Consider the following 11662-nt stretch of genomic DNA (forward strand, 5'->3'; position numbering starts at 1 on the left):
ATTATAAAAGATTCTTATGAGGTGATAGATATGCTAATAAAAACTGAAAATCTTACAAAGGTATATAAAAATGAGGGTATAGAAGTTCACGCGCTTAAAGGAGTTAATTTAGAAATTGCTGAGGGCGAAATGGTTTCTATTTTAGGTCCATCAGGTTCTGGAAAATCTACACTCTTAAATTGTTTATCTGGCATTGATTCGCCTACATCAGGTAAGGTGATTATAGATGGAGTTGATATAACAACTTTAAGCGATGATAGATTAACAGAATTTAGGGCAAAATATATGGGTTTTATTTTCCAGTTTTTTAATTTAATACCGGTATTAAATGCTGTTGAGAATGTAGAGCTTCCTTTATTAATTCAGGGATATAGTGAAAAAGACGCAAGAGAAGCTGCAGAAGAAATGCTTATAGAGGTTGGATTAAAGGATAGAATGAAGAATTTTCCAAATATGCTTAGTGGCGGCGAGGCCCAAAGGGTTGCAATTGCAAGAGCTCTTGTTACAAAACCCAAAATAGTCTGGGCAGATGAACCAACAGGAGCTCTTGATACTAAAACAGGAATGAATATAATGAATTTAATACAGGAATTAAATGAAAAAAACAATCAAACTTTTGTTATTGTTACGCATGATCCAAGAATTACAGAATATACACAGAAAACATTTGAAATGGATAGTGGAATTTTAAGATTAAAATCATCTAATGATTAAAACAGGTGGTGTTTATATATGAAGAAGCATATTCTAAAGATTTCATTTAGAAATATTTTTAGGGTAAAAAAAGAGGCCTTTTTAATGATTTTAGGTTCTATGATAGGTATGGCTTTTATTATTGGGTCTTTGGGAATTAATGATTCATTTAAAAATTATATTTATAAAAGTGTGGAATTATATTTTGGAGAAATAGATGAGGTGTTGGTATCAAAAGGTACAATGGAGTATTCTGAAATAAAGCCATTTCTTTTAGAGCTGGAAGAAAAAAATTTAATTGATGGTAATATTCCCATAGTTTTTAAATTGTATTCTGTTGCTAAAAAGGGGTCTATTCGTAGATTAAAGGTGTCAGATATATATCAGGCAAGTGTTATAGGTATGGATTATAACTTATTAAAAAATTTTGGAACAGATAAAATAAATGTTCCGGAGTCATTATTAGATTTAAAGGGTTATAATGCAGTGCTAACAAAAAAACTTGCTCAAAAGCTGAAGGTGAATGTTGGTGATGAAATAGAAATAATTACCGGATCAACAGCTGCTAATTTGCTGTTTCCTAAAATTTTTAAAGTTGTTGAGATTATAGATTCCAGAGGAGTTTTAAATTATAGAGGACTTGAAGCAAATAATGGAGCAGGTACTATTTTTATTCCTCTTAAAACTATACGTTCCTTTACCGGGATACCTGAAGGAAAGTATCACCAGATACTTATTTCAAATAAAGGAGATTATATTCAGGGGAATAAATTAACAAATCAAGTAGAAAAAATATATAATGAAATGAATATAAAGGCTGATTTTATTCCTGTAAAAGATAACCAGATAAGAGCGGTGGATCAAGGAGGAGTTTCATATATTTTCCTTGCTTTAAGTTTATTTGCTATTGTTTCAGGTGGTATATTAATAATTAATATGTATTCAATGCTTGTTGCAGAGAGAAAGAAAGAACTTGGAATGTTAAGAGCAATTGGATTTAAAAGAAAGGAAATACGTTTAATAATTTTTTATGAAAGTTTATTTTATACGCTTTTGTCAATTCCATTTGGTATTTTTACAGGAATAGTTATTTCGGAATTTACCTTTTCAAAGGTTACATCACTTTTTAAATCGCTTTCTAATTTTGAGAATATAATAGGTGAAGTTCCATTATTAGATGCTTATTATATTTCGATGTATTCTATATTCATTGGTGTTATTGTGGGTGTAATAATCCCATTAACAATAACATATTTGTATTCATATTCTGTTGGAAGATTGAATATAGTAAATGCGATTAAAGATATTCCAGAAAATAAAAAAGAAAAGGGTATATTTAAATATAGACGTATAATAGGAAATATATTTGCTTTACTTTTATTTATATTTGCTCTCTATTTAAAGATAGAAAATTTTCTTTCATTGGGTATAAAGATATTTTCAATTCTTGTAGCTTCAATATTGTTTATCACTTTTAATTTAAAGCTTATAGAAAAGTTCCTTTTAAACATTATAAAATTAAAGGGTAAGTTTGTTCCAATATTAAAGATATCATTTTCCTATCCAATGAGAAATTCAAAAAGAACAGGTGCAATTATTGCATTATATAGTATGGTTATATTTATAATAACAATTTTAACAATAATTCCTTATATTCATTCTGAAAATCTTAGAAACTCTCGTGATGCATTATTTGCAGGTTTTGATGGAGTTGTTGTTGAAATGCCAACAGCAATAGTTATAAATAAATTAACAAAAGAGGATTTACAGGAACTTCCTGGAGTTAAAAATGTAGGTGAATTTTACTTCATACGCGCATTAAATAATTCAAAACAGGAATATGCACTTGTATTTGGTTCAAAGGAATTTTTTCTAAATAATAAACTTAAAATAAAAGAAACAATAGATGAATTTAAGGGATTATCAAATGAAGAGGTCTGGAATTTAGTTTATAATAATCCAGATTATGCAATTTTACCTGAGAGATTAATTGATCCGAAAAGCGGTTATGATTTTGAATTGGGTAAAGAATTTACCGGCCATATAACAAGTGCAACATTTGGTTTTGGAAAGACATCAAGTGCAACAATAACATATAAGGTTATTGGAATTACCTCTAAAATAAGTGAATCATTGGCTATGGGACCAATATTGAGTATTAAAAATCCATATCTTGAAAAGTTCAAAAAATCTGCTGTACATGGATTTTTCTTTTCTTTAGACAATCCATCATATAAAGATTCTGTGGAACAATATTTAAAAAAGAAAAATCAATTTTATATATTTGTTGATGATATAATGAATCTTGGATTAAAGGCAACTCAGGGTATGGTAGATATATTTAATTCATTTTTGTATTTTGGGTTAATGGTTGGAATTATTGGTGTTTCAATAACCATGATGAAAGCGGTAAATGAAAGAAAAAGGATTATAGGTATGCTAAAAGCTATAGGATTTACCAGAAATATGATATTTATGACCTTTTTTGTGGAAGCTACAGTAACTATAATGTTAGGGCTTTTAATTGGAATATTTTCAGGAACATTTGCAAGTTATCTTATATACTTAAAACTTTATGAAAATACAGGAATTGCATTTGCTGTGCCATATTCAAAATTACTTTATACAACGCTGATATTCTATTTAATTTCAATAATAGCAGTATATTCTCCTTCAAAGGCAGCATCGAAACTATCTCCAAATGAAGCCATGAGAGCTATTGAATAAATTAATTAAAAAGTGGAAGGATTCATCCTTCCACTTTTTATTATTATAATAACATTTAAATGGATATGTCTTTTTTTTCAAAAATATACTGCCCTGTGAATATTAAGCCAATACTAATTATTATTATAATTAGCGAATTGAATAAATAAATTTTTCCTGTTGCCACTGTAGAATTAGAAGAGATATATTTAAAGACGCTAAAGTATCGTATCCAATTAATTGATTCCATTACATTTCCAAGCATATCGCCTATAAGCATAAATACAAATATTCCCATGGTAATTGAAATAGGCATAAAATTCCTCTGATATATTACAGAAAGCATTGCTGTAATAGAACCAAAGAAAACCTCTGTTACAAAGAGATATAATGCAAAAGAAGAAAGGATTTTAACATCATATGGATAATGAACATAAATTTTAAAGAGAATTAATATACTTATCCAGAAAATCATGGCAAAAATCAGATAAATCAAGAATAGCGCATAAACTTTTTTCTGATACAACTGTTTTCTATTTATAGGTTTTATTAATATATATTCAATAGTCTTTTTTTCAAATTCATGTGCAAATATTGAAGCGGCCGTCATTATTGAAAATATTGCGGTAAATATCTCTGCCATCATCATAATTTTTACATTAAAAAATCCCTGTGGTGTAAATAAAGAATCTATATTATCCGTAAATGCTTTTAACATAAATTTTGGCATCATATTTATAAATTCCTTTAAACTCTGAGAATCATTTAATACATAATCTATAAAAGGTGCTATCATCCACGCAAATGAAATTAATACAATAGCCCATATTATTAAACTTTTAAGGTTAGAGTGTATTTCCTTTTTTATAATCATATTCTCATCTCCTACGCTAAAGAAATATCTTCTTTATTGAACCATAAAGCGGAAACTATTAATAAAACAATACTTAAGAGAATAATAAATATCCCGTTTTGATAATAAACAGTATTATTTTTTACTGTAGCAACAAGCGGAATGTATTTAAATACACTGATATAACTTAAAAAAGATAAACCTTTTATATCTTCAAGCAATGTATAACCAAAATACATAAGGAATAAAATTCCCATTGCAATGGAATTTACCAGAGACCCTTTTTTTATTGTGAAAGAAAGAAATAATGTAAAAGAAATAAAGAATATTTCAACAACATATGTATAAAAACCAAAGCCATATAATATTTCAACGTTATAATTAGAAGCAACAAAAAATTTAAACATCCATACTATCGTTACTGTGAAGATTGCAGCTATAACAGTAATATTAAAAAACATAACCAATAATTTGCTAAAAAAAATCTTAATTCTTGAATATGGTTTTATTAATAAATATTCAATTGTACCGTTATCGAATTCACCGGCAAAACTTTTTGATACAAGCATAATTGAATAAACTGCAGCAAAAATAAAAACTATGGCCATACCTTCTGAACCAAAAAAACCTTCTGGTTTCAAAAACATTTCCATATCTGATATATTAAAAGCTTTTAAAAATGTTCTGGGTATGGAATTAAAAAATCTGCTTATAACATCTGATTTTTCAGTCATTTTATCAGTAAAGGGTATATATAATCCAGAAAATAAAATAAATATAATATTCCATATAATTAACCCTTTAAAAGTATCCTTAAATTCTTTTTTTATTAATCCCATAATATCACTCCCCGTAAAAATCAAGGAATATATCTTCAAGATCCGGATTCTTAATTTCCATATCTTTAAAATCATAATTTAAAAGCACTTTTAAAAAGTCCTTAAGCTCCACTGTTTTTACATAAAAATTAATTTTTTCACTGTTTTGCTTTTCATATTTAAATCTTTTCAAATTATCATCTAATTTTATATCCCAAACAGTTATTATTTTCTTCGAAATATCCTTTAATCCTTCTATTGTTCCCGATTTTATAACCGTTCCATCCTTTATCATTGTAAATCTGGCGCATAGTTTTTCCACTTCAGATAAAATATGAGATGAAAAGAGAATAACAGCACCATTTTCTTTATGTTTTTTTATTAAAGAATAAAATCTCTGCTGGATAAGCGGGTCCAATCCGCTGGTTGGTTCATCAAGAATTAAATATTTCGGTTTATGCACAAGAGCCTGTAAAATCGCTATCTTTTTCTTATTACCAAGTGAAAGGTTTTTAATTTTTTTGTTTACATCTATATTCAGTGTTTCTATTATTTCTTTTTCATAATTAATATCAATGTTTTTATAAAATGATCTATTAAATTCAAGAAATTCCTTTACCCTCATATCGCCATAAAAATTTACCTCACCAGGAATATAACCTAAGTTCTCTTTTATTTTATCAATCTCAAAGGGAACTTTCTTATCTTCAATAAAAGCTTCTCCGCTGTCCGGGGTTAAAAATCCTGTTAGAATTCTTATTGTTGTTGTTTTACCTGCACCGTTTGGCCCTATAAGTCCCAATATTTCCCCTTCTTTAATTTCAAAATCAACCTTTTCAATACCTCTATTTTTTCCATAATACTTTTTAAGTCCATGGACCTTAATCATCTTCATGCCCCCTTTTTAACCAATATAATTTTATTTTTGATGTTTATAATTTCACAATAATTACAGCAAAAATCAGACCAACCGGTCGGTATTTATATACTACACCTTTTAGATTACACAAATTTGACAGTATGAATAAAAATTTAAAAAAGTCAATATATATCAATTCACACGGTATTTTCACAATGTTTTTCATACCTTAAACAAAAAACACTTTTCTTAACTTGACAAATTGAAAAAAATAATATATAATAATACTTGGATTGAGCGTGACCCGCTAGCTCAGGCGGTAGAGCACTTGACTTTTAATCAAGGGGCCCTGGGTTCGAGTCCCAGGCGGGTCACCAGTTTTTTATACCTGCCAACGCGCGAGTGGCGGAATTGGCAGACGCGCTGGACTTAGAATCCAGTGGGATTTACCCGTGTGGGTTCAAGTCCCACCTCGCGCACCAAATATATACTCAAGCGGAAATAGCTCAGTGGTAGAGCACCTGCTTGCCAAGCAGGGGGTCGCGGGTTCGAATCCCGTTTTCCGCTCCATACAAAAAGCTCCCATCTGGGAGCTTTTTTGTTATTACCTTATTTATTTTCTAATATTTCTTCTTTTTTATTTCTTTTCGGGAATTTTCAAGTTTTCGCTCACATTATTCTAACTATTTTCTTCTATATAAATAAAAAGATGAATGAATGCTTAAAGAGTGTTCTGTTAGATGTAATGAGAAAAAAGAAAAATAATGTGAATGAAAACTAAGAATTTCCCGCAGCGGTGATGACAGGATAGTTGGAAAAAATAAAAGCGAGTGAAGGCTCGCAGAGTGTCCAAGGTAAAGTTACAAACGATTGAAAAAATAAAAGTGAATGAATACTTGCAGGTTGTAGATTATTTTTCTACTTTCAAAGATAAATTTCGAGGATCAGCAACCAAGTCATTTGAGGGAGTTTTTATTTTTCTCAATCAACACCAATTCTATTTAATTAAAAGAAAATGATATTAAGGATATTAATTAAAGATATAAAAAATTGTGGCATAATCGCCACAATTTTTTTATATCTCCATTATATTTACTTCTCCGTCCTTTGGATCAACAAGCGCCACTGTTGCCCTTCCTGTAAGCCATCCTGAGGCTTCTCCTGGATTTACGATTACACTTTTTCCAGTTACTCGATGAACAATTTCATGCGTATGTCCAAAGAATATGAAGTCATATAACCCACTTTTTTCAGCTGCTTCAAGAGCAAAAGGTTCATGCATCATCATAATTTTTTTACTTTCAACTTCAATAATTCTTGGTCCAGGTAATATTCTGCCATTTGAACGTTCAGAAAGTAATAATTTTTCACCGTCATTATTTCCAAAAACGCCATAAAATTCTATATTTTCTTTTATTATATATGGCAGAATAAATGGTGCTACAAAATCTCCGCAATGAAATACAGCGGTTATATTTTCTCTTTCTATTATCTTTTCTATTTCTTTCATTTTATGCATGTTATCATGTGTATCAGAGACTACCAACCACATATCCTCACCCCTTATATTTTCATTAAATTACAGCAACCTTTGATAATAATTCCGGATTTTCAAGTAGTATACCTGCCCCTCTTGCAACACATAGTTGAGGTTCTTCAGCTACATTTGTGGTAACACCTGTTTTTTCTTCAAATAATTGAGCTAAACCTCTTAATTTGGCAACACCACCTGCTAAATATATTCCATTTTTTAATATATCTGCTGATAATTCTGGAGGAGTAATTTCTAAGACATTTTTTGTTTTTTGAATTATATCATTTAAAACATCTTCTATGGCTTCGTATATATCATCGGAGTTTATAACTCTTGAAGATGGCATACCTGTAGCCAGATCCTGTCCTCTTACTTCTAATTCAAGTGTTTCAATATCTCTGTGTGCTTTACCTATTTCTTTTTTTAGATATTCTGCTGTGGATTCGCCAATTAAGAATTTGTATTTTCTTTTTACATATTTTATTATTTCCTGATCCATTATTTCTCCTGCGAATTTTATTGATTCCGAAACAACGCTACCGCTAAGACTGATTACTGCTATATCGGTTGTTCCGCCGCCAATATCAACTATTAAATGTCCATTTGGCTTGGTAATATCCAATCCAATTCCAATTGCAGCAATAATAGGTTCTAAAACAAGATAAGCTTTGTTTGCTCCAACTTTTTCTGCAGCATCTTTTACAGCTCTTCTTTCAACGTCTGTAGTACGTGCTGGAATACCTATAACGAGGTTTGGTTTAGAAGGGAAAAAACCTGTTTTAGCCTGTTTTATAAAATATCTTAATAACTGTTCAATTAATGATGGATATGCAATTACTCCATCCTGCATAGGTCTTATTATTTCAATACCATATGGTGTTTTACCAACCATTGCTTTTACTTCACTGCCAAAACCGGTAATGGTATTTGTTAATTTGTCAACAGCCACTACTGAAGGTTCATTTATTATAACTCCTTCATTTTTTTTGTATACTATAAATGTTGCTGTACCAAGGTCTATTCCTAAATCATGTTTTGCCATGTTTTTTTCCTCCTGCATTTTTATCTTTTCTTATATTATATTCTTTTTCCACATATGATATTATATCATATTTAAAGGGTTATATTGTTAATCTGCGTTTTCCAGAATAATAGCTTTCCATGTTGTTTCTATCCAGTTTTTATAGTTGGTGTAGAAATCCAGAGCTTTATAATCATCATAAAGGCTTTTATTAAATATATCTTCAAACATCATTCCTATTCCACTGTAATTATTCAATATATTTCCATTTATTTTTACAATAGAATTTATAATAGCATTATTTATATAATTTGATAAAGTTTCATTATCTATTTTAAGTTTAATAATATCAATCATGTCTGTTGGTTCTGAAACATATGCACTGTCGGAGTTTTTATATAAGAATTGTGTATCGGATATGTTGTTTGTATATTCCAATTTGTCCCATATATTTTTAAATTCATTTAGATTTACTGCGCTCAGTGATATGTATTTTAATGGATATATTGAGGAATAATAATATCTGTAGTTTTCTATTAAATTATATAATAGTGAATATTCCAGATTATTTAAATCTAAATCATGAAAAAAATTATAATAAAATCCAAATGCTGCAATAGAATATACAGACCCCACGAAATAATCGGTTAAATCTCTAAATTCATACATAATTTCCAGACTCATCATATTACATGCATCAAAAAGAAGCATATTTATTTTTTGATTATAGGTGTTTTTGTATTTTTTTAGTACATTTTGTATGTTTTTGATTTTAAGATATGAACCATTATCATCAACAATTAATTTTGGTTTTATTGCTTCATTTTTTAATGTTTTTGATTCATCTTTCCATCCATTTCCGTGATCCCATATGTCAAGTATTTTTATTATATTAGAATCTTTTATGGTAAAATCATTTATAAATTTATATAGAGTATCTTCTGATGCTGAAGATAATTCTTTTTCATATCCAAAATTTTCTGTTGAAAATTTCAGTTCTTTGTAACCATTAAAATTGGTTATGAAAAGGAAATAATCATCTATATTTTGTCTGTCTGCTAATATTATGGTTACAATTGGAGTTGTAGATTTTTTTATGGAATTTCTAATTTCATTAATATCATAATTGAAGAAATAATCGAGATTATTTGTTAGCGGATCTTTGTAATCTTCTGAATTGCCTATATAGTCAAGATTGTTATCAGCTCCACCGTAAAGGAGAAAAACTATTTTTGGTTTTATCACATTTATATTATTGATATAATGTCTATTTGATTCACTTTCATAGAATTCCACTTTAATATTGCTATTGACTATATATGGAAGCTTTAAAGAAAGGATTGGATTTCCTTCATATTTGTATATTAATTTTCCATTTGAATCATAAATATAGATTTTTTCTATTTTTCTTGTAAATGTGAGACTTAAAGGATATCCAGCAATATACTCTTTTTCTGTTAGCGGAGAATCTTTCTGGAAAAAAACGCATGAGTTTAATGTAAGTAATAATAATATATATATAAGAATATTTGTTATCTGGGGTTTGTATTTCAAAATTAACACCTCTAATCTATTAAATGGCGGCAAAAATTGCCGCCATTTAATTTATGATGCGTAGGATACGCTTCTTTTTTCTCGAATAACAGTAACTTTTATAACTCCAGGATATTCCATTGTTTCTTCGATTTTAGCTGAAATATCCCTTGCAAGTTTATCTGCAAGAGCATCATCAATTTTATCAGGTTGAACAATAACTCTTAGTTCTCTACCAGCCTGAATAGCATAAGCTTTATCCACATGTCTAAATTCTTTTGCAATTTCTTCTAGTTGTTCAATTCTTCTAATATAGTTTTCAAGTGTTTCTCTTCTTGCACCTGGTCTTGCAGCTGATACAGCGTCTGCAGCACCAACAATTACAGCTTCAGGTGTCATAGGATCAACTTCATTGTGGTGATATTGTATTGCATTAACTACTTCTAATTTTTCATTATATCTCTTTGCGATCTGGCCACCTACTATAGCATGTGACCCTTCAACTTCGTGGTCTATTGCTTTTCCTATATCGTGCAACAATGCTGCTCTTTTAGCTAATTCAACATTAAGTCCCAATTCTGCTGCCATTAATCCTGCGAAGTTTGCAACTTCAATTGAGTGTTCAAGAACATCCTGACCATAACTTGTTCTGAATTTTAATCTTCCCAAAAGTTTTACCAATTCTGGATGTAATGGTTTAATGCCAACTCTCATTACAGCTTCTTTACCAGCTTCTTTTATTATATCTTCCAATTCTTTCTTTGTTTTTTCATATACTTCTTCAATTCTTGCTGGATGAATTCTTCCATCTACAACAAGTGCTTCAAGCGTTCTTTTTGCTATTTCTCTTCTTAATGGATTAAATCCTGATATTACAACTACTTCTGGTGTATCATCAATAATTAAATCACAGCCTGTCATTTTTTCAAATGCCCTTATATTTCTACCTTCTCTACCTATAATTCTACCTTTCATATCATCGGTTGGTAATGAAACTGTAGATGTTGTAATTTCAGATGTTACATCGGAAGCGTATCTTTGAACTGCTATGCTAACTACCCACTGAGCATGTTTCTTTGCATCTTCTTCATATTCTTCTTTCATTGCCTTATATGTTTGAGCAAGTTCTAATTCATATTTTTCTTTTGCTTCATTAAGCACCTTTTCTCTTGCTTCTTCCATTGTTAAATTCGCTATTTCATATAATTTTGTTTCAAGTTCTTCCTTTAGCTTTGAGATTTCTTCTTTTTCTGAGTCTAATCTATTTTTTAATTCTTCAAGGTTTTGCTCTTTTCTGTCAATCATTTCTTCTCTTCTGATTAAACGTTCTTCCATTGATTTTAATTCTTCTTTTTCTAATTTTATTTCTCTGTTGAATTCTTCTTTCATTTTTTGAATTTCTTCTTTACTTTCAATGAGAGCTGATTTTACTATGTTGTCTGCTTCTTTTTGTGCATTTCTTATTATTTCATCTTTTTCTCTCTTAGCTATTTCAATTTCCATTTTTAACTGTTCTTTTTCAGATTTTAATTTTTCAAGAAACTCTTTATTTCCTTTTTCTAAACCTTTTGTCATACCTGTTTTATATGCTACAAATACCAAAATTACCAATATAACGATTAACGTATATAACAACGTTACCATA

At 29.3% G+C, this 11662-nt stretch carries 9 protein-coding genes and 3 tRNA genes; 5 read left to right on the plus strand and 7 right to left on the minus strand.

All coding sequences use genetic code 11. The annotated features are described in order from the left end of the window. The first annotated feature begins 30 nt into the window (after window positions 1–30). On the plus strand, window positions 31–714 hold the full coding sequence (locus XO11_RS06575; protein ID WP_014296826.1) for an ABC transporter ATP-binding protein: 684 nt from the start codon (window positions 31–33) through the stop codon (window positions 712–714). Between the two features lie 18 nt (window positions 715–732). Continuing rightward, window positions 733–3420, plus strand: a complete 2688-nt coding sequence (locus XO11_RS06580; protein WP_014296827.1) for an FtsX-like permease family protein — start codon at window positions 733–735, stop codon at window positions 3418–3420. A gap of 55 nt (window positions 3421–3475) precedes the next feature. Here XO11_RS06580 and XO11_RS06585 read toward each other — a convergent pair whose 3' ends face one another. Genes XO11_RS06585 through XO11_RS06595 form a run of 3 tightly spaced genes read right to left on the minus strand, consistent with a single transcriptional unit; the run spans window position 3476 to window position 5959 of the window. After that, a complete protein-coding gene (locus XO11_RS06585; protein WP_075780630.1) occupies window positions 3476–4273 on the minus strand; it encodes an ABC transporter permease subunit in 798 nt (265 codons plus the stop codon). A gap of 11 nt (window positions 4274–4284) precedes the next feature. Beyond that, window positions 4285–5091, minus strand: coding sequence for an ABC transporter permease subunit (locus XO11_RS06590; RefSeq protein ID WP_075780631.1), 807 nt, complete (start codon window positions 5089–5091; stop codon window positions 4285–4287). A gap of 4 nt (window positions 5092–5095) precedes the next feature. After that, window positions 5096–5959 carry an ABC transporter ATP-binding protein gene (locus XO11_RS06595; protein ID WP_175418395.1) on the minus strand — a complete coding sequence of 288 codons (864 nt, stop codon included), beginning with the start codon at window positions 5957–5959 and terminating at the stop codon, window positions 5096–5098. 271 nt (window positions 5960–6230) lie between these two features. On the opposite strand from XO11_RS06595, the gene XO11_RS06600 reads away from it, so the two are divergent. The 3 genes from XO11_RS06600 to XO11_RS06610 all read left to right on the plus strand — a co-directional run bounded on the left by XO11_RS06600 (window position 6231) and on the right by XO11_RS06610 (window position 6499). Beyond that, window positions 6231–6306 (plus strand) — tRNA-Lys (locus XO11_RS06600). 19 nt (window positions 6307–6325) lie between these two features. Next, a tRNA-Leu gene (locus XO11_RS06605) sits at window positions 6326–6411 on the plus strand. A 13-nt stretch (window positions 6412–6424) separates the two neighbouring features. Next, window positions 6425–6499: transfer RNA gene (locus XO11_RS06610), tRNA-Gly, on the plus strand. 505 nt (window positions 6500–7004) lie between these two features. Here XO11_RS06610 and XO11_RS06615 read toward each other — a convergent pair. The 4 genes from XO11_RS06615 to rny form a co-directional block, all read right to left on the minus strand. Beyond that, complete coding sequence (locus XO11_RS06615) at window positions 7005–7481, minus strand: metallophosphoesterase (RefSeq protein ID WP_175418396.1); 477 nt, start codon at window positions 7479–7481, stop codon at window positions 7005–7007. A 22-nt stretch (window positions 7482–7503) separates the two neighbouring features. Continuing rightward, complete coding sequence (locus XO11_RS06620; RefSeq protein ID WP_014296832.1) at window positions 7504–8505, minus strand: rod shape-determining protein; 1002 nt, start codon at window positions 8503–8505, stop codon at window positions 7504–7506. 87 nt (window positions 8506–8592) lie between these two features. Beyond that, window positions 8593–10038 carry a clostripain-related cysteine peptidase gene (locus XO11_RS06625; RefSeq protein WP_041638546.1) on the minus strand — a complete coding sequence of 482 codons (1446 nt, stop codon included), beginning with the start codon at window positions 10036–10038 and terminating at the stop codon, window positions 8593–8595. A 51-nt stretch (window positions 10039–10089) separates the two neighbouring features. Further along, a complete protein-coding gene (gene rny / locus XO11_RS06630; protein WP_014296834.1) occupies window positions 10090–11661 on the minus strand; it encodes a ribonuclease Y in 1572 nt (523 codons plus the stop codon). Window position 11662: the final 1 nt, after the last annotated feature.

It is taken from the genome of Marinitoga sp. 1138 (assembly GCF_013363265.1).
In the GTDB taxonomy this organism is placed as follows: Bacteria; Thermotogota; Thermotogae; order Petrotogales; family Petrotogaceae; genus Marinitoga; species Marinitoga piezophila.